Annotated in this window: 17 protein-coding genes; 6 read left to right on the forward strand and 11 right to left on the reverse strand. The window is 55.7% G+C overall.

Features of this window, described 5'->3' with window-relative positions:
• Nucleotides 1–46: 46 nt before the first annotated feature.
• From AUQ41_RS05870 to AUQ41_RS05890, 5 genes are all read right to left on the reverse strand, one after another.
• The gene (locus AUQ41_RS05870) at nt 47–1,456 is read right to left on the reverse strand and encodes a TRAP transporter large permease (protein WP_008891327.1); all 1,410 of its coding nucleotides are present in this window, start codon (nt 1,454–1,456) and stop codon (nt 47–49) included.
• A 22-nt stretch (nt 1,457–1,478) separates the two neighbouring features.
• The gene (locus AUQ41_RS05875) at nt 1,479–2,048 is read right to left on the reverse strand and encodes a TRAP transporter small permease (protein ID WP_008891328.1); all 570 of its coding nucleotides are present in this window, start codon (nt 2,046–2,048) and stop codon (nt 1,479–1,481) included.
• 43 nt (nt 2,049–2,091) lie between these two features.
• Nucleotides 2,092–3,084, reverse strand: a complete 993-nt coding sequence (locus AUQ41_RS05880) for a TRAP transporter substrate-binding protein (RefSeq protein WP_063087151.1) — start codon at nt 3,082–3,084, stop codon at nt 2,092–2,094.
• 321 nt (nt 3,085–3,405) lie between these two features.
• The gene (locus AUQ41_RS05885; RefSeq protein WP_063087152.1) at nt 3,406–4,755 is read right to left on the reverse strand and encodes a sigma-54 dependent transcriptional regulator; all 1,350 of its coding nucleotides are present in this window, start codon (nt 4,753–4,755) and stop codon (nt 3,406–3,408) included.
• Between the two features lie 47 nt (nt 4,756–4,802).
• Nucleotides 4,803–6,755, reverse strand: a complete 1,953-nt coding sequence (locus AUQ41_RS05890) for an ATP-binding protein (RefSeq protein WP_232308317.1) — start codon at nt 6,753–6,755, stop codon at nt 4,803–4,805.
• Nucleotides 6,756–7,057: 302 nt separating this feature from the next.
• Between AUQ41_RS05890 and AUQ41_RS05895 the strand changes: the two genes are divergently transcribed.
• Both AUQ41_RS05895 and AUQ41_RS05900 read left to right on the forward strand, forming a co-directional pair.
• The gene (locus AUQ41_RS05895) at nt 7,058–8,047 is read left to right on the forward strand and encodes a mitochondrial fission ELM1 family protein (RefSeq protein WP_063087153.1); all 990 of its coding nucleotides are present in this window, start codon (nt 7,058–7,060) and stop codon (nt 8,045–8,047) included.
• Between the two features lie 82 nt (nt 8,048–8,129).
• Nucleotides 8,130–9,080 (forward strand): EamA family transporter, encoded by a 951-nt coding sequence (locus tag AUQ41_RS05900; protein WP_063087154.1) that lies wholly within the window; start codon nt 8,130–8,132, stop codon nt 9,078–9,080.
• Nucleotides 9,081–9,134: 54 nt separating this feature from the next.
• Here AUQ41_RS05900 and hemN read toward each other — a convergent pair whose 3' ends face one another.
• The 4 genes from hemN to AUQ41_RS05920 form a co-directional block, all read right to left on the reverse strand.
• Nucleotides 9,135–10,490 carry an oxygen-independent coproporphyrinogen III oxidase gene (gene hemN, locus AUQ41_RS05905; protein WP_063087277.1) on the reverse strand — a complete coding sequence of 452 codons (1,356 nt, stop codon included), beginning with the start codon at nt 10,488–10,490 and terminating at the stop codon, nt 9,135–9,137.
• A 69-nt stretch (nt 10,491–10,559) separates the two neighbouring features.
• Entirely contained in the window at nt 10,560–10,916 is a 357-nt protein-coding gene (locus AUQ41_RS05910) for a DUF3088 domain-containing protein (RefSeq protein WP_143588705.1), read from the reverse strand.
• 61 nt (nt 10,917–10,977) lie between these two features.
• A complete protein-coding gene (locus AUQ41_RS05915) occupies nt 10,978–11,406 on the reverse strand; it encodes an HIT domain-containing protein (RefSeq protein WP_063087155.1) in 429 nt (142 codons plus the stop codon).
• A gap of 152 nt (nt 11,407–11,558) precedes the next feature.
• Nucleotides 11,559–12,278, reverse strand: a complete 720-nt coding sequence (locus AUQ41_RS05920) for an FMN-dependent NADH-azoreductase (protein ID WP_232308318.1) — start codon at nt 12,276–12,278, stop codon at nt 11,559–11,561.
• A 93-nt stretch (nt 12,279–12,371) separates the two neighbouring features.
• Here AUQ41_RS05920 and gcvA point away from each other — a divergent pair, with 93 nt between their 5' ends.
• Both gcvA and otnI read left to right on the forward strand, forming a co-directional pair.
• Nucleotides 12,372–13,280, forward strand: a complete 909-nt coding sequence (gene gcvA / locus AUQ41_RS05925; RefSeq protein ID WP_063087156.1) for a transcriptional regulator GcvA — start codon at nt 12,372–12,374, stop codon at nt 13,278–13,280.
• Between the two features lie 64 nt (nt 13,281–13,344).
• On the forward strand, nt 13,345–14,136 hold the full coding sequence (gene otnI / locus AUQ41_RS05930; RefSeq protein ID WP_063087157.1) for a 2-oxo-tetronate isomerase: 792 nt from the start codon (nt 13,345–13,347) through the stop codon (nt 14,134–14,136).
• A 10-nt stretch (nt 14,137–14,146) separates the two neighbouring features.
• On the opposite strand, the gene AUQ41_RS05935 is transcribed toward otnI, so the two are convergent.
• Entirely contained in the window at nt 14,147–15,409 is a 1,263-nt protein-coding gene (locus AUQ41_RS05935; RefSeq protein ID WP_083952740.1) for a glycerate kinase, read from the reverse strand.
• Nucleotides 15,410–15,453: 44 nt separating this feature from the next.
• A complete protein-coding gene (locus AUQ41_RS05940) occupies nt 15,454–16,203 on the reverse strand; it encodes a FadR/GntR family transcriptional regulator (protein WP_063087159.1) in 750 nt (249 codons plus the stop codon).
• 294 nt (nt 16,204–16,497) lie between these two features.
• Between AUQ41_RS05940 and AUQ41_RS05945 the strand changes: the two genes are divergently transcribed.
• The gene (locus tag AUQ41_RS05945) at nt 16,498–17,298 is read left to right on the forward strand and encodes an N-formylglutamate amidohydrolase (protein ID WP_008891342.1); all 801 of its coding nucleotides are present in this window, start codon (nt 16,498–16,500) and stop codon (nt 17,296–17,298) included.
• Between the two features lies 1 nt (nt 17,299).
• The gene (locus AUQ41_RS05950; protein ID WP_008891343.1) at nt 17,300–18,469 is read left to right on the forward strand and encodes a carboxylate-amine ligase; all 1,170 of its coding nucleotides are present in this window, start codon (nt 17,300–17,302) and stop codon (nt 18,467–18,469) included.
• Nucleotides 18,470–18,545 lie beyond the last annotated feature (76 nt).

Below are 18,545 nucleotides of genomic sequence, written 5' to 3' on the forward strand. Positions count from 1 at the left end.
GATTGAATGCCGCCCTTGATTGTTGTGTGTCTGCGATCAAACCCGGTTAGTGGGTCATGATCCGTTCCGGCCCCATCAGGGTGGTCGGAAGCCAGGTCGATATCACCGGGACATAGGTGATCAGGATCAGGAAGCCCAGCAGGATCAGAAGCCACGGGAAGGCGGCCTTGACGACCTTAAGCAACGGCATACCGGTAATCCCGGAAGTCACAAACAGGTTCAATCCGACCGGCGGCGTGATCATGCCGATTTCCATATTGACCACCATGATGATGCCCAGGTGGATCGGATCAATGCCCAGCTGCATGGCAATAGGGAACAGGATCGGCGCCATGATCAGAAGGATCGCCGATGGCTCCATGAAGTTGCCGGCAATCAGCAGAACGATGTTGACAACAATCAGGAAGCCCCACGCCGGAAGACCCCATCCGATGATGGTTTCGGCAATGGTGTGCGGGATGCGTTCAGAGGTCAGAACATGGGCAAACAGCATCGCGTTGGCGATGATGAACATCAGCATGATCGTGACCTTACCGGCATCAAGCAGGACGTGGCGGACTTCCTTGTCAAACGGGATCAGGACCAGTGCCTTGCCCATTTTCGGAAGGTTGTGCGCCATCAGGCTGCCAATGCCGGTATTGCCGTTTTCAGGCACCCATGAAAGTTCCTTGATCGGGCCCATGTCGCGGTAAAATAGCACGGCTACAAACATGGCATAGAACGCGGCAACCGCCGCGGCCTCGGTCGGGGTGAAGACCCCGCCATAAATGCCACCCATGATCAGCAGAACCAGCAACAGGCCACCCGATGCCGAAAACAGCGCGCCGCCCCATTCACCAAGGGTCGGGCGGGGCTGGCTTGGCAGTTTTTTGATGCGTGCAACGATATAGATCGCAATCATCAACATCAGGCCGACCATGATCCCCGGAATAACGCCAGCAAGGAACATGCGACCAACCGAAACCTCGGTCGCGGCGGCGTAAACAACCATCACGATGGATGGCGGGATCAGAATGCCAAGCGTACCGGCATTGCAGATCACACCGGCGGCAAAGCTTTGCGGGTAACCTGCGCGCACCATACCGGCAATCACGATGGAGCCGATGGCAACGACGGTTGCCGGGCTTGACCCGGAAACAGCCGCAAACAGCATGCAGGCCAGAACCGATGCCATGGCAAGACCACCGGGGAACCAGCCCACGGTATCAATGGCAAAGCGGATCAGACGGCGTGCAACACCCCCGGTCGACAGGAAGGCAGATGCCAGAATGAAGTAGGGAATGGCAAGAAGGGTGTAGTGTTCCATCCCGCCAAAAAGCTTTTCTGCCAGGGTGGCAAGGCTGTCGTCGCCAAAAAGAAGGATGGTCGAAAGCGACGCAACACCCAGCGAAATGGCAATCGGTGCGCCAAGCGCCATCAAGCCAAACAGCAGGATAAACAGGAATGCGATAGTCATTTGAATGTTCCCCCTGTCCGGCTTACGATTTTGGCGTCGAAGCGGTGGCGGACTTGTCGTCCTCCACAGTGCTTGCGCCAAGCTGATCAATCGCTTCGCGTGCTTCGTCAGCCAGATTGAAGCCAACCTGTTGGCCGGTAATGATGCGCCAGCCAACCTGTGCCAGACGGAACGCCAGCAAAGCGGCACCCACCGGCATGATCAGATAGACGATCCACAGCATGATCGGGCTGTCTTCGGCTTCCATTTCAAGCATGTGGTTGAAGCTCACAAGCTCCCAGCCGCCAATAATCAGCCAGCTCGAATACAGAATGCCGGCCGCGACGACGATCAGACCGATGACGCGCTGGGCATTCTTGGGAAACAGACGAACGAGGGCATCAACACCAATGTGCGACCCAACCTTTACCCCATAGGACATGCCAAACAGGATCAGCCAGGCAAAAAGAAATTCCGTGGTTTCCAAGGCCCAGGTCAGGCCGGAATTGAACACGTAACGCATGACGACGTTTACAAAGGTAAGCGACGTCATAGCGGCGAGCAGGAGGGCAATAATGCCCTCCTCCAGCCGGTTAACGACCGTTGAGATCATCTTGAACGGCCCTTTTCCGATGATGTTGGGAAAAAAGTACGGATCAGTTGCACGCAGCAGCGGCGTCGATGATGTCCTGGCCGATATCCCCAGAGAACTCATCCCAAACCGGTTTCATTGCAGTCTGCCATTTGGCGAATTCTTCGCCGGAAAGCTGCAGGATTTCGGTTTCGCCGGAGTCAATAACTGCCTGACGCTGTTCAGCGGTCAGTTCCGCCGACAGGCCGTTTGCGTAATCGCTGGCTTCTTTCATCGCCTGGGCGAGGCCGTCGCGGATTTCCGGATCCAGACCGTCCCACCACTTGGTCGAGGTGACGACCATGTAATCAAGCAGACCGTGGTTGGATTCGGTGATGTAATCCTGAACTTCGAAGAACTTCTTGGAATAGATGTTCGACCAGGTGTTTTCCTGACCGTCAACAACGCCGGTCTGAAGGGCCGAATAGGTTTCCGAGAAGGCCATTTTCTGCGGAACCGCATCAACAGCTTCGAACTGGGCAGCGATGACGTCAGACGACTGAATACGGAACTTCTGACCAGCAGCATCTTCCGGTGCGCGCAGCGGCTTGTTGGCCGAAAGCTGTTTCAGGCCATTGTGCCAGTAACCGACACCGGTCAGGCCTTTGGACGACATTGCGTTCAGCAGTTCCTGACCTTTTTCGCCGTTCTGGAAGCAGGAAACCGCATCCATGTCCTTGAACAGGAACGGAAGGTCATAGACCTGAAGTTTTTTGGTCCATTTGCCGAATTTCGCAAGCGACGGTGCACCGAACTGAACGTCACCACGCAGGATGGCGGCAAGAACCTTGTCGTCATCAAACAGTTGCGAGTTCGGATAGATTTCGATCTGGACCTTGTCGCCGAGAATTTCTTCAGCGCGTTTTTTGAAGAAGTCGGCACCCTGGCCTTTCGGGGTGTTCGGCGCAACAACGTGCGCGAACTTGATCACTTCCTGTGCCGAAGCGGCAAAGTTGGACCCCAGAAGTGCTGCGGCAGCAACGCCAGCAGCAAGAATGCTTTTGCTGATAGGACGCATCAAAACGTCTCCCTTGATGAATTAAATCTGTTTTCCCGTTAGCGCGCCATTTTTGGCGTCGTTCTAAAACGCCGTTTGGCGCTGTGCCGTAATCAGCAAGCTCTGGGCCAGTTCGAAATCAGTTTGATTTATGTAATTATATCAATGAAATAAGGTGTGTTTCATGTTGCTGCAATGCAGCAATTTGGGGTGCTTTCGTGTGTGAAGGCGCACACGGATTTCATGGTGGTGTGCGGACTGCCGCACAGGCTGTCGTATGTGGATTTGACGGACTGGACAAATAAAAAAGCCCGCCTAACTGACGGGCTCCTGATCGGTTGATTAGCGCGGGCGTCGGAATTCGGCCGGGACAATGTTGTATTTGGTCAGCTTGTCGTAAAACGTCTTGCGCGGGACGCCAAGCGCACTGACCGTGGCCGTTACATTGCCACCATGTTCGCGCAGGGCTTCGGTAATCAGGCTTTTTTCAAATGCCTCGACTTGCTGGGGCAGGGGAACGGCATAATTGTCTTCGCCATCCTCGCTGTTTGCCAGGGGATCAAGACCAAGAACCCGGCGTTCGGCGGCATTGCGGAGTTCGCGGACATTGCCCGGCCAATCATAGGTATTGAACCGTGCCAGTTCCGCCGCACTCAAGGCGTTGACGGTACGCTCAAACCGCTTGGCAGCATCGCGGGTGAAATATTCAAACAACAGCGCGATGTCATCCTTGCGATCACGAAGTGGGGGGATATGCAGTTGCACGACGTTCAGGCGATAATAAAGATCTTCGCGAAACGCACCACGTGCCGAGGCCGACCGCAGATCGACCTTGGTGGCAGCAATAACCCGCAAGTCGATTGGCAGGACCCGGTTTGATCCAAGCCGTTCAACCGCGCGTTCCTGCAAGACCCGCAGCAATTTGATTTGCAGCGCAAGCGGCATGCTTTCGATTTCATCAAGGAACAGCGTGCCCTTGTCGGCAAACTCGAACTTGCCGATGCGTTTGTGATCGGCCCCGGTAAAGGCGCCGGCTTCGTGACCAAACAGTTCTGATTCAATCAGATGTTCGGGCATGCCGCCGCAATTCACCGCCACAAACGGGCCGGGACGCCTCGACATTTCATGCAGATTGCGCGCGATCACTTCCTTGCCCGATCCGGTTTCACCGTTGATCAGGACATGGGCATTGGTGGCGGCAACGTTGCCGATGAGGGTGCGGAGCTTTTCCATCGCCGGATTGCGGCCGATAAAGTCCGATGCGTTTTTGGAATGACGCGCCAGTTCGATCTTGAGTGTGCGGTTTTCAAGCACAAGGGCGCGGTGGCTCATTGCGCGGCGGGTAATGTCGATGAACAAATCCGGGGCATAGGGCTTTTCGATAAAGTCAAAAGCCCCGTCATGCATGGCCTGAACGGCGGTTGCGACATCTCCATGCCCGGTGACCAGAATAACCGGCATTTCCGGATCGATCTTTTTGACTTCTGTCAGCAGATCAAGGCCATCCATCTTCGGCATGCGAATGTCGGAAATCACAATGCCCGGCCAGCCTTTTTTCAGGCGTTCAACCGCAGATGCGGCGTCCGAGAAAACTTCGACGGGGATGTCAGCAAGCTCCAGCGTTTGCTGTGCGGCTTCACGCACATCTTCGTCGTCATCAACAAACAGAACGCATTCGGCACTGGTTGGCACTGGCTTATCCTTTGACCCGGAAACTGGATCAGAGGACAATTTGCGTGTCAGCCCTGATCGTGATGGTTTGCAAGGTATGTGCGGGTTTCTGAGGGTGTTTTAGCAGCCGTGAACGCGGGCGTCGAGATGCTGTTTTTCGGCTCCGTATCGCCGGGGCCATCATAGCGGAGCTCGACAATGAAGGATGCGCCGCCTTGCGGGCGGTTTTCCGCACGGAGCGTTCCACCGAAGCTTCGAATGATGCCATAACAGATCGAAAGCCCAAGCCCCAGACCATCACCAAACGGTTTGGTGGTAAAGAATGGGTCAAAAAGCTTGGGCAGGTTGTCTGGCAAAATGCCATGCCCGTTGTCATTGACCTTCACAATCACCCGGTCTTCGCCGCCGGTAATCGCGATATCAATTTCGGGGTTGGCCATATTCTGGCAGGCATCCGCCGCGTTATTGATCAGGTTGGTAAAGACCTGGGTCAGCTGATTGGCCTCGGCAATCACGTGTTTGACATCGCCATGCTGGTGCAGGGTGATGTTTTCGACACCCGCACGTCCGCTTTCAATCGCAAGATCAATTGCCATCTGCATCTGGGCCGGGACATCGACCGGATGATTATCCTGTTCCGGGCGGCGCGAAAATGTTTTGAGGTTGCCGGTAATGCGCCCCATGCGATCGGTCAGTTCTGAAATCCGTTGCAGGTTGCGGTTTGCCGTTTCCTTATTGTCGCGCGCGATGAACTTCATCGCGTTTTCCGCATAGTTCCTGATGGCGGTCAGGGGCTGGTTGATTTCGTGGGCGATCCCGGCGGACATCTGACCAAGGGCGGCAAGCTTGCTGGTTTGGACTAGTTCGGCCTGGGCGGTGCGTAGCGCGTCTTCGGTGCGTGACCGTTCGGTGATTTCTTCCGCAAGTCGCTGGTTGGTGTTCATAAGATCGGTCGTGCGCAGTCGAACCTGTCGTTCAAGTTCGCGTTGCGACCAGTCGCGGATTTCAAGCTGTTCAAGCATCGCGCGCCGGCGTTGCAGGATGATGAAGATCAGACCGGTCAGAATGATATGCGCAGCCCCACCCATTGCACCGGCACTGATCACGGATCGATCCAGCACGGATTTATCGGTCAAAAGAAACATCCGCCAGCCCTGCTTGGGAAGTGTGCTTGCCGTGACCAGATAGGTTGTCTTGTCTGGCGTGGCCTGGCGCGATTGCGGTTTCCCTGTTGATTGTTCGTTGGCGGTTCGTGCCTCGTCTTCGCTGGCAACCGGGCCGAGGCTGAGGATTGCCGGGTTATCATCAACCGGCCATGCCCCATCGAGTAAAGGCATGGGTTCAAGCGGGTAATCGCCATATTTGCGCGACGCGATCAGGCGGGGGCGATCATTGTTACCGAGCCCGGCAAGGTCGCGAAACCGCCAATCGAGGTTGGATGAAATGATAACGACGCCGTTCTGATCGGTGACCAGAACGCTCTCGCTGCCGCGTGCCCAACGCTGCACAAGGGTTTCAAGGTGGGTCTTGACCACCACGGCACCGGCAAAACGCGTCCCGTCCGGTCGCACCGGGTGGGAGATGTAATAACCTGGTACGTTCGAGGTAATCCCAAAGGCAAAGTAATGACCGGTCAGGCCGCTTTTGGCCTGCTGGAAATAGGGGCGGAAGGAAAAGTTGCGCCCGATAAAGGACGCGTCGCTGTTCCAGTTGCTGGCAGCCAGGGTGTCGCCATTTTGATCCATGAAATAAATGTCTGAGGCGCCGCTGTCGGCTGCCAGTTTTTCAAGGTAAATGTTGACGGCCTTGGCGATCACCGGATCGGCATGGATCGCAAGATCGATGATGCGTTTGTCCGATGCCAGCGTAATCGGCAGATATTCGTGTTCCTTGATCGCGCCCTGAAGGTTGGATCGATACAGCTCAAGCTTGTTGCGCCCATCTTCCGTGATGTCGATCAGCTTTGCCTCATGCCAGAACGTCGTGACCAACCACAAGGTTACCGGCAGCAGTGCAAGCAAACCGCATAGTACGATCCTGGATATTCTTTTGATTGAAACCGAAGAGTTCAGCATTCTGTCCACGTTGGCGTTGGGCTTTGATCGACCCATTCTTAAGGGTGGGAAGTCTTCCCTTAAAGGTGGGGCGTCGGGATTAGATTACAAAAATATTTCAAAGCCCAGCGCAAATTTTACCGATGCTTCTCATGCTTGATAATCGTTGGATCAGGCTGTACCTATCAGGAAAGCATCCGCGGGATTTTCAGACCATATTTATGCACGGTTGATCAAGCCCGAACAAACCTGTCAGGAAAGTTCCCTGCATGAGCGACGAAGACACACACCTGATCTGGGTTCTTGCCGATGATCGCGCCGGGAACGTCAATCAGGCGGTTGGCGTCGCCGAGGCACTTGCTCAGCCCTTCAAGCGCATTGATATTGGCTATACAGCTTTTGCTAAACTGCCAAATTTCCTTCGCCGTGCGACCCTGATCGGGCTTGACGAAGCTTCGCGTGCGCGCCTGGTGGCTCCGTGGCCTGATCTTGTTATTGCCGCAGGACGTCGAACGGCGCCAGTGGCCCGCTGGATAAAGAAACAAAGCCGTGGTCATACGCGTATTTGTCAAATTATGCGTCCAGATGGCGGCGAAGGCTCTTTTGATCTAATTGCCGTGCCTGCCCATGATCGTCCGGCTGTGCGCGAAAATGTTGTCGAAATCCCTGGTGCGCCGCATCGGGTGACTGAGACCCGGCTTTTGATTGAAGCCGACAACTGGCGTCCCCATTTCAAAGGACTGCCAAGCCCAAGATTTGCGGTGGTCATTGGTGGTAGCACAAAAAAAACCACATTCACCGCCACGATGGCAAAAGAAGTCATAACGCGTGCAGTTAATGCTGCGCAGAGCGTCGACGGGTCTTTGCTTGTCACGACCAGTCGGCGTACAGGGGCAGAATGCGAAGAATTGATTGCCAGTTGTCTTGCCAGTTCCGGCGTGGCCTACCACTTGCACGACTGGAAGTCTCAGGAAGAAAATCCTTATTTCGGTTATCTTGCTTTGGCTGATGTGGTGATTGTAACGAGTGATTCTGTCTCGATGTGCTGCGAAGCTGCAGCATCCCCGGGCGGCGTATATATCTACGCGCCGGACGGATTGGCAAACGACAGGCATCAACGCTTGCACCAGGCATTGTTTGAAGGCGGCTACGCCAGACCCCTTTTGCCCGACACCGAACTGGTGCCATTCAAGCATCCGTCCTTGCAGCCGGCCCGCATGGTTGCGCAGCGCTGTCTTGAGCTTTTGGGCGCTCCCTGACCTGAAAGGTCGATAACACCTTGTTTTGTTGTGGTGTATCGGGTCTATTCGCCAGGCACCACCACCAAGGAATATCGCCCCGATGTCTTCGTCCCCGACTGATCCCGCAGCTGTGCGTGCGTTAAACGCACCGCAATTGTTTCCACGCCATATCGCTGTTGCGATTTTGGCTGCTGTTGCCTGCTTTTTTGCGGCAAACCATGTTGCCGCACGTCTGACATTTGAAAACGGGACAGGGCTGCTTCTGGCTGTTTTATGCCGCTCGGCTGTTGCGCTTTCGATCCTGATTGCGATCGTCTATTTCAAACGTCATTCCATTCGTTTGCCGCGGGGGCTGGTGCGCTGGCAACTGGTGCTTGGCCTGATGATCACGATCCAGAGCCTGTGTCTTTATTCCGCAGTGGCCCGTGTGCCGGTCGCCCTGGCGTTGCTGACGGCCAATACGTTCCCGATCATTCTGGCCTTGCTGACATGGGGGCTTGGCGGGCCGCGCCCGACATTGCGCGCGGCAGGTTTGATGTTGTTTATCCTGTCGGGTCTTGTGCTGGCGCTTGATCTTCCGGGTATTCTCGGCGGCGGGGCAGAGGTGACGTCAAGCTGGTGGCTGGGTATCGGTTTTGCGCTGATGGCAGCGACTGTTCTTTCGGTGGCCTTCTGGGTGACCGATCACAAGCTTGCCGGGATCAGCGGGCCTGTGCGTTCGATGTTCACCATGTTGGTTGTCTTTGTTTCGATGATCATTGCCGGGATCGGCGATGTTGTGCCGGGTGGCATGGGGCTTCCGAATGCCACGCCGGGATGGATGGGGCTTATGGCCTTGATGCTGCTTTATGGCGGGGCGTTCGCGGTTTTGTTCATCAATGTGCCGCGTCTTGATATGGCGCGCAATGCACCGGTGATGAATATGGAGCCGATCGCGACATTGCTGTTTGGCTGGGTCATTCTCGGCCAGATGATCAGCCCGATCCAGATGCTGGGTGGTCTGGTCGTCGTCAGCGGTATTGTCATTCTGACCCTGCGCAAAGGGGCCTGAGCCGAATAAAAAAAGGGAGCCATCAGGCTCCCTTCATGCTGTGCGGTTGTCTTCTCAGACGGCTTGTGAATGCCGCCCGTGCGCGTGGTTGAGATAGGTATCAAATGCTGCACAGACTGCGCGGACCAGCGGACGGCCCAACTCGCTCAGTTTAATGTAATTCCCCTGAACTTCGACAATGTGATCCCGGGTCATTGCCTTGATGCGCTCAAGCTCCGGCGCGAAGCGATCAGCCGAAATGCCGTGGCTGGCGCAAACCGGGTCAAGGTCGACGGCAAGATTGCACATCAACTCATTAATGATGTCGCGGCGCAATTTGTCTTCGTTGGTCAGGGCAACACCCTTTTCAATGGCGCATTTGCCACCTTCGACCGCGCGCTGCCAGCGGGCCAGTGCCGGATCATTTTGCGCATAACCCTGCGGCAAGGACGAAATCGCAGACGGACCAAACCCGATCAGGGCTTCTGCCCGGTCGGTGGTGTAGCCCTGGAAGTTTCGGTGCAGCAGGCCATCGGACAGGGCGCGTGCCATGCTGTCGGCCTGATGGGCGAAGTGATCAAGGCCGATGGCGACAAACCCATGCTTGGCAAGGCGGTTCTGGATTTCTTCATACTGCGCCCAGCGTTCCACGGTGTTTGGCAGGGCCTCGGTCGGGATAAGCTGTTGATGCTTTTTCATCCACGGTACATGGGCATAGCCAAAGACCGACAGGCGGTCGGGGCACAGCTCCACCGTCTGATCAACCGTTTCGCGCAGTGAGTCCACGGTCTGGAATGGCAGGCCATACATCAGATCGACATTGATGCCGGCAATCCCGTGCGAGCGCAGTTTGGCAATCACATCACGGACAAGCTGCATGCTTTGAATGCGGTTGACCGCTGTCTGGACCTGTTGGTTGAAATCCTGAATGCCGATACTGGCACGGTTAAAGCCGCATTCGACCATGGCTTCCATGAAATCATCGGTCGCGGTGCGCGGATCCATTTCAATGGCGATTTCGGCATCATCAAGGATATCAAGTCGGGCGCGAATTGCGGCCATGATGGCGCGCAGGTCTTCGGCCTTGAGGATGGTCGGGCTGCCGCCGCCAAAGTGAATGTGCGACACCGTGAATTTCTGATCTGTGGGCAGTTTGCCAAGCGTGCCTTCGATCTCGGTCAGAAGGGCTGTGACATAGCCATTTACCGGCTTGTAGTTCTTGGTGATCTTGGTGTTGCAGCCGCAGAACCAGCACATTTCCTCGCAATAAGGGACATGCAGATAAAGCGATAACGGTTGTGCGGGATCAAGGTCACCCAGCCAGCCTTCAAACACCTCGCCATTCACATCGGCATGGAAATGCGGCGCGGTCGGATAGCTGGTATAGCGCGGCAATCGCAGGTCGTATTTTTCGTAAAGGGCAAGCTGCATGACGGACATCCCGATAATTCGTTCTGTCCGTCTTTTGCATTATTCCAAACTTGCCTGCCTTGATATGCGTCAAGGGTGGGGAACAGGGAAGCCGTGTCGTTCGCTTAGCACCAGCAAAATGTTGTCCTTGCCATCAATGAAGGCATGACCATTTGCGGTGCCGGTTTGAAGCGATGATGTATCGCCGGATTTCAGGATCATTACCGGAAGTGACTGATGTTCTTCGCCCAAAAGCGCAATCACATCATGCCGGGGACACGGCCAATTGATATGACGAATATCAAGCCCGGCAAGCAAGTCCGGGAAAGATCCCAAAACCCCATCAATCAACGCACAATGCCAGCAGTAAAAGCGTTGGTTTGGCCATGCGGGATCTTCAAAGTCGGGTTTGAGCAGGAATATCGTATCGCGTTCCAGATCCGGCATGGGGTGTGGCCCTTTTGGTGATGGCACTCGGTTTGCGCCGTGGCGATGTCAGGGACGGCCTTCAAAGATGCTTGAAGGCCGATATCAGATCGGCACGAAGGGCGGCCAGACGATCACGGCCTTCGTCTTCGTTATAGGGTTCGGCGGTGCCAACGCCCCAAACCGGGCCCGGCCATGCGGCGTCGTCCTTAAAGCGACCAATGACGTGGCAATGAAGCTGTGGTACCATATTACCCAGCATCGCGACATTGGTTTTGAAGGCATCAAAGCGACGTTTGATGACGCTTGAAACCGCCGCGACTTCGTCGCCAAGGGTTTTGCGGTCTTCCGCACTCAGGTTGTCATAATCGACAAGTTCGGGGCGTCTGGGCACCAGAATAAGCCACGGATAACGCGCATCATTCATCAAAAGCACATGCGATAGCGGCCCGTCGGTGACAAGGGTAGTATCGGCGGCAAGCTGGGGATGAAGGGTGAATGCGTTATTCATGGTCAGTCCTTGTTATCGTGATAGCCCGATCAATCACCCTGCTTATAACCTGCCGTTCTTTCTCTGTCTTGGTCTGTGGTGTGAAATCCGTCAGATAGCTGTGTGGATATGTGCGATGTTGGCGGGAAGGTCGGGCCCTCCCGCCCGGGAAATCATGCGACCTTTACATCGCGATGTTTGGCAAGAAGCTGATCAACAATACCGATGACTTCTTGTTCGGCTGCGTGAATGGAGGCCTCGGTTCGTTCGTCGGCAAATTCGTCATATTCAATGGCGGCACCAAACTGATCAGTGATGCCGATATATTGCAGCGGGGTAAACAGCCCGCCTTCGACGAAGTTCAGGTGCGCAATACGACCATCCGGCCCATAGCCATAGTCGCCACGTGATGACAAGGCGACAATCGATTTGTTGCCGGTCACCATTGGCCAGTAGGGAACGTCGCCACGCGTTCGGTCAAAGCCGAATGTCCGGCCGACACGGACAATGTTATCCACCCAGGCCTTCATCTGTGACGGCATGCCGAAATTATACATTGGCACCCCGGCAACGATGATGTCGGCGGCAAGCAGTTCGTCGACCAGTTGATCGCTTTCGCGCAAGGCGTGGTGCATCCATGCTTCGCGGTCTTCGGGTTTGGTGAATGCAGCATGGACCCAATCCCCGGTCACCGGGCTTGGCGGATTTGCGCCGATATCGCGATAGATGATTTCGGTTTCCGGTCGCTTGGCCAGCCAGTGTTCGATGAACTTGGCCGACAAGCGGCGGCTGTGCGAACCATGTTGCTTTTGATCGGACCTGCCGGGCCGGGCGCTGCTGTCGATATGAAGAATTCTGGTCATCATGTTCTCCATGTGATGAAGATGGCTCATCTGTGTTTTGGTTCCATGACCAAGAATTGACGGAATTTTATTCCCACGGCAAAATCGAATTCCTCAGCCAATAGATGAGTTGAATTCATTCATATGTCCTTGCCGCCGCTTGCGACCCTGCGCGCCTTTGAAGCCGCAGCACGCCATCAAAGTTTCAAGAATGCCGCATCCGAACTTGGCGTCACGCCGACCGCGATCAGCCATCAGGTCCGCCTTCTTGAAGAAACGCTGGGTGTCCGGTTGTTTGACCGCAAGCCACGGCAGGTTGTTCTGACCGATGTCGGGCAGGAGTTGTATCCGGTTTTGCGTGATGGCTTTGCCGCCTTTGCCAAGGTGGTTGATCGGGTGCGGAACCGCCCGGTATCGCGCAGCATGACGGTTTCGATCATTCCATCCTTTGCAGCAAAATGGCTGTTGCCACGCCTGTCTGGGTTTCAGGCAAAATACCCCGATATCAACTTGCGACTTCATACCTCGCCAGAGGCCGTCGATCTTGCTGGTGGTGTGGCGGATGCTGCCATTCGATATGGTGTCGGACCATATCCGGGATTAGTTGCGCACAAGATGTTTCGCGAACAGTTCGTGCCACTTTGCAGTCCGGTACTGGGCCTGAAAAAACCGGAAGACTTGCGCAATGCAACATTGCTGCATTTTGACTGGTTACGCCCCGATGATGCGACCCCGACATGGCAAAGATGGGGGCAGGTGGCAGGTGCTGCAGATCACTTGCCATCCGCCGGGATCAGTTTTTCCGATGACAGTCACGCCATTCAGGCGGCGATTGCAGGCCAAGGCGTTGTTCTAGCCAGTCCGGTGATGGTGCGCGCGGAAATTGATGCAGGATTGCTGGTGATGCCATTTGGCCCGGAAATCAAAGGGCATTGTTATCACTATGTGCATACCGGCCGGGGCGACAACCTTCGCGAAGTTGAAGCATTCGGGGAGTGGATCAGAAGCGAAGTGGCATCTTCGGCACCACTTACCGAGCAATCCGGCGATTGACGATTGACCTTGCGGGCTGCATCGGAAACCATGTGCCATTGTTAATCATTCGTGTGGATGGATCATGCCCCGCTTTGCCGCCAACCTTTCGTTTCTGTTTGCCGACTTGCCGTTTGAAAAACGGTTCGCCGCGGCGGCAGATGCCGGCTTTGTCGGGGTGGAATATATTGGCGCCTATGACATGCCGTTATCGACGGTTAAATCGCTTCTGAGCGACAACGGTCTGGAACAGGTTTTGTTTAACCTGCCCGCCGGGAACTGGGAGGCAGGCGACCGCGGTCTTGCCTGTCGCCCGGGGCGCGAGGAAGCTTTTCGCGATTCTGTCGTGCAGGCGCTTGATTACGCGGCGGCAACCGATTGCAAGATGCTCCATTGCATGGCCGGTTTGATGCGCAAGGGCGAAGATCCCGGCGAACTCGCCCGGCTTTATTGCGACAATCTGCTATATGCTGCGGACCTTGCCGATCAGGCCGGCGTCGATATCCTGATCGAGCCGATCAATCCGCTCGATATGCCGGGTTATTTGCTTAATTCTATCGAACAGGCGGCCGTCATCCTTGAACAGCTTGATCACCCGCGCCTGAAACTTCAATTCGATATCTATCACGCCCAGATTGTTGGCGGGAACATCGCCGCACGGCTTGATAAACATATCGACAGCATCGCCCATGTGCAGGTCGCGGGCGCGCCGGGACGGCATGAACCCGACAGCGGGGAACTTAACTACCCGTTCCTGTTCTATATGCTGGATCGCATTGGCTATGAAGGCTGGATCGGCTGCGAATACAAGCCGCACGGCAAGACCGAAGACGGGCTTGGCTGGGTCCGTCCATGGATGCCAAAACCCGGCGCCTGATCCCCCGGATTTATTCGATCAGGATGGCCCGAAAATCATTGACGTTGGTCAGGGTCGGGCCGGTCACCAGAAGATCATCGATCTTGGCAAACGCGCTATAGGCATCGTTGTTGGCCAGATATTCGCGAAGGTCGATACCGGCCTTCTGGGCGTTTTGCCAACTTTTGGCGTCAATGATTGCCCCGGCGTTGTCTTCGCTGCCATCAATGCCATCGGTATCAATCGCCAGTGCCGTGAAACCCGGCTGATCGCGAAGTTGCAACAAAAGTGACAGCAAGAACTCGCTATTGCGGCCACCCCGGCCACCCTTGCCGCGCACGGTGACGGTAGTTTCACCACCCGAAAGCAGGACACAGGGCTTTGCCGCCGGTTGGCCATGATTGGCAACCTGATGGGCAATCCCGGCATGAACGATGGCGACTTCGCGTGCCTCACCCTCGATGGCGTCACCAAGGATGACGGCATTCAGCCCCATGTCACGGGCAACCGATGCTGCGGCCTCGAGGCTATCCTGCGGGCGGGCCAGCATGATGGTTTCATGACCGTGAAAGCAGGGATCATCGGGTTTGATTGTCTCATCATCTGCACTTTGCAAAAGGTCCTTGGCAGCCTGCGGGATGTCGATCTGATAATGGCGGATGATATCAAGTGCATCCTGTCCGGTTGTCGGATCAGACACCGTCGGACCAGACGCAATGATTGCCGGATCGTCGCCCGGCACATCAGATACAAGATAGGTCACCATGCGCGCCGGTGCCGATGCCTTGGCCAGGCGGCCACCCTTGATCGCAGATAGATGTTTGCGCACGCAGTTCATTTCCGAAATCGTCGCTCCACTGCGCAGAAGCGCCTTGCTGATTGCCTGTTTGTCTTCAAGGGTCAAACCGGGACCGGGCAGGGCAAGAAGGGCCGATCCACCCCCGGAAATCATGCAGACAACCAGATCATCAGGGCCGGCATCGGAAACAATATCAAGGATACGCTTGGCCGCCTTTTCGCCGGCTGCATCGGGGACGGGGTGGGATGCCTCGACAATTTCGATCTGATCGCATTCAACCGCATGGCCATATCGGGTGACGACCAGACCTTCGACATCGCCTTTCCAGGCTTTCTCGAACGCACGGGCCATGTTGGCTGATGCCTTGCCCGCACCAATGACGATGGTTTTGCCCTTTGGCGGTTCGGGCAGGTTGCGCGGGATCTGAACCCCGGGGTCGGCGGCCTTTAGTGCCGCATCCATCAAAGCCAGAAGTTTTTCGCGCGAAGTCGTCATATCGGGTTTCCCTGATTGGATTGTGGCCGGTTTGGTCCGGGTTTTTAGGTCGCCTGCTTGTCGGATGCGGTCTTGAAGAAATCAATCACGGCCTGCAGATGGTTCGACATCGCCTTTTCGGCGGCGTCCGGGTCGTGGGCCGCGATGGCTTCGATAATGTCGCGGTGATGTTCCTGCACCATGCGATCAAAGGTCGGGCCGACCATACCATTGAAGCGGATTTCATTGAGTGCTGCCTGCAACACATCATGCAGCATTTTCATCACGTGATAGTAAATGATCGAGCCCGTCGCCCGGCCGATCATCATGTGCAGGCGGTGGTCATCATCCGCACGGTATTTGGCGGCCCGCCGTGGGTCATGCGCCTGACGATAAGCCATGCGCAGAAGTTTGATATCCTCGTCACTGGCATTGATCGCGGCCCGCCGTGCGGCCCAGGTTTCAAGTGTGCAGCGAATTTCCTGAAGATCGCGCAGATTGCTGATCGAATCGCGCACCAGATCGGTCATCGCGGTGTCCATGTCGATCCCGGTGGATGACAGGATTTCCGTGCCGCCACCCTGAACCGCACGCAAGTACCCGCGGGTCTTGAGCTTTTGCAAGGCGGCGCGCACAGACACGCGGCTGACCGACATGCTTTCGGCAAGCTGGCGTTCGCCGGGCAGGCGATCACCGGGCAGAAAAATGCCATCCGAGATCTTTTCAAGAATTTGATCGGCAACCTGATCGGCAATCCTTTTGGGGCGCTTGGTTTCCGCGTCGTCTTGTGCCTGAAGCGTCTTGGCAGACGGCATGTTGGGTTGTCTCCAATCGTGTTCTTCTCTGCCAGTGCAGCGATGTCTATATTGGTTCGCGCAATGGTCATACCAGTTTACGGGATGTTTGGCGGCGACGCAAAGTGTCGATATGCACCGCGCGCGCTTATTGCAGTGCAATCTTGTTTCGGTAGGGATAAATTGATAGTTCAACAGGGGATGAGTGGCGTATCCGCCCCACTTTCACTGGCGCTTCGGCGGCAGTGATACCGAGGGATACCGCCATCAGACCTTGCAGATACCCAAAGACCACCAGATTTCAGGAGAACACGCGTGCCGAACCAAGCCGGGACCCTTTTGGGCCATGATGACCCCGCCCCGTTTGAGATATTGAACGAAAACGGCAAGGGTCATTCGCTTTTTGTCTGTGACCACGCGTCCCGGGAAATCCCCAAAAGCCTTGGCACGCTTGGCCTGCCCGAGGAAGAGCGCAAACGCCATATCGGTTGGGATATCGGTGCGCGCAAGGTGACCGAAATTCTGGTCGAACGGTTTGATTGCCGCGCAGTTTTGGGCGGATTTTCACGCCTTGTCATTGATTGCAACCGCCAGCTTTGGGATCCGACCGGGATGCCGGAAATTGCCGATCAGACCGTGGTGCCGGGCAACAAGAACGTTTCGCCCAGCGAACATATGCAGCGCATCCGCGAGATTTTTCTGCCTTATCACTGGGCGATCGAAGAGCAGATTGCCAATTTCCACGCCCATAAAATTGCCCCGGCGCTGATTGCCATTCACAGTTTTACGCCCGTGTTTCAGGGCTTTGAACGCCCGTGGGAAATCGGTGTGTTGTGGGATCAGGATGATCGCATTCCGGTGCCACTGCTTGAAACACTTCGGGCGCAAAACCCGGATTTGACCATCGGCGATAACGAGCCTTATTCCGGGCGTCATTTGGCCGATTACACGATTGACCATCACGGCGAGGCGGCTGGTCTTCCCTGTGTGTCGATTGAAATCCGTCAGGATCTGATTGATACTGATGCGGGATGTGAAAAATGGGCAAAAATCCTTGGCGATGCCTTTGCCGACATCCTTGCGGATCCGAACCTATACAAGATCAGGAGAGACTGATTTGGCAGGGGCCAACGCACGCGAGCCGGGATTTTCCATCGGCATAGAAGAAGAATTCTGGCTCGTGGATCGTGAAACCCGCGATCTTGCTAAAGACCCGCCTGCCGAATTCCTTAAGGACGCCAAGGCAAAGCTTGGCGATCAGGTCTCAAGCGAGTTCATGCGCTGTCAGGTCGAAACCGGCAGCAAGGTGTGCAACAGCGCACTTGAAGCGCGCGAGCAGCTTATTGAAATGCGCAGCACGCTTTCCGAGGTAGCGGCGAAATACGATATGGCGCTGCTGGCGGCATCGACCCACCCCTTTGCCCAGTGGGACGATCAGAAACATACCGATGGCGAACGGTACAACACTATCGCGCGCGATCTGCGCACGGTGGTCGACCGTTTGCTGATTTGCGGCATGCATGTCCATGTCGGGATCGAGGATGACGATCTGCGCATCGAACTGATGGCGCAGGCGAGCTATTTCTTGCCCCATCTTCTCGCACTTACCACAAGCTCACCATTCTGGCGCGGCAAGGAAACCGGACTTCAGACATTTCGTTTGTCGGTGTTTGATAACCTGCCGCGGACCGGCCTTCCGGAAGTGTTTGGCTCGTGGGCGGAATATCGCCGCCATGTCGATATGCTTATCAATGCTGGTGTGATCGAGGATGGCACAAAGCTTTGGTGGGATTTGAGACCAAGTGATCGTTGGCCGACGCTTGAAATGCGGATCGCCGATGTTTGTACCGACCTTGAGGATGCTGTCTGTGTTGCATCGATTACGCGATGCCTGATGCGCATGCTGTATCGTTTGCGGCGCAACAATCAACGCTGGCGAATTTATGCCAACATGCTGGTGCGCGAAAACCGCTGGCGGGCATGCCGTTACGGCAGCGATCCGGGTGAAAAGGCCGGGCTGATCGACTTTGGCCGGGGTGAAATCGTGCCCTATGCCGATCTGCTGGAAGAGATCCTCGAACTCATTCGACCCGATGCCGAATTCTTTGGCTGTGTCGATGAAGTCGAACATGCGCGCACCATCATAAAACGCGGCACCAGTGCGCGCAGACAGCGCGAAATCTATGACGCAGCAATCGAACTCGGCGCCTCGTCAAAGGACGCATTGATCGCGGTTGCCGACGTGCTGATTGAACGGACGGATCCCAACGCAAGATCGGACACCTAGAGTCTGCTCCGATTAGCTTGCATCGTTTTGCCGAGGACATTCTTCTGTCCGGCAAGGAATGGATCGCAGGGCGTAG

The sequence above is a fragment of the Thalassospira sp. MCCC 1A02898 genome (assembly GCF_001618185.1).
GTDB classification, from domain to species: Bacteria; Pseudomonadota; Alphaproteobacteria; order Rhodospirillales; family Thalassospiraceae; genus Thalassospira; species Thalassospira tepidiphila.